This window comes from Tamlana crocina, assembly GCF_012037625.1.
In genome coordinates this window covers 1-416 of record NZ_JAAVJS010000313.1, presented here as the reverse complement: position 1 = coordinate 416, position 416 = coordinate 1, and the positions used below count along the sequence as shown (strand labels likewise).

1 protein-coding gene is annotated in these 416 nt (G+C 39.2%); it reads left to right on the top strand.

The window, feature by feature from the left end; genetic code table 11:
- Nucleotides 1-416: DEAD/DEAH box helicase (locus tag HC176_RS16880; protein WP_167920174.1), on the top strand; the 416-nt coding region annotated here is incomplete at both ends.

Sequence of the window (416 nt, the reverse complement as noted above, 5' to 3'; positions counted from 1 at the left end):
AAACACTTAATAATCGTCTTAACGACGAAAAGGTGGAGTTGGAGAATCTGGGAATGGTGATCATAGATGAGGCTCACTACAATTCCTTTAGAAAGCTGTTCAAGTTCTTTAATAGATGTTTTATTCTGGGGGTGACGGCAACGCCGCTGAGTTCCAATATCAAGCTGCCCATGAAGGACAATTACCGGGAATTGATCGTGGGAGATTCCATAAATTCACTTATTTCAAAAGGTTTTCTGGCAAAGGCTAATACTTACAGCTATGACGTAGGGCTTTCTACTTTAAAAGTCGGGATCAATGGGGATTACACCGTGAAATCTTCCGAAGAGCTTTATTCCAACTTCAATATGCAGGAGAAACTTCTTGATGCTTACATGGAAAAATCCATGGGTAAAAAGACTCTTATTTTTAATAAC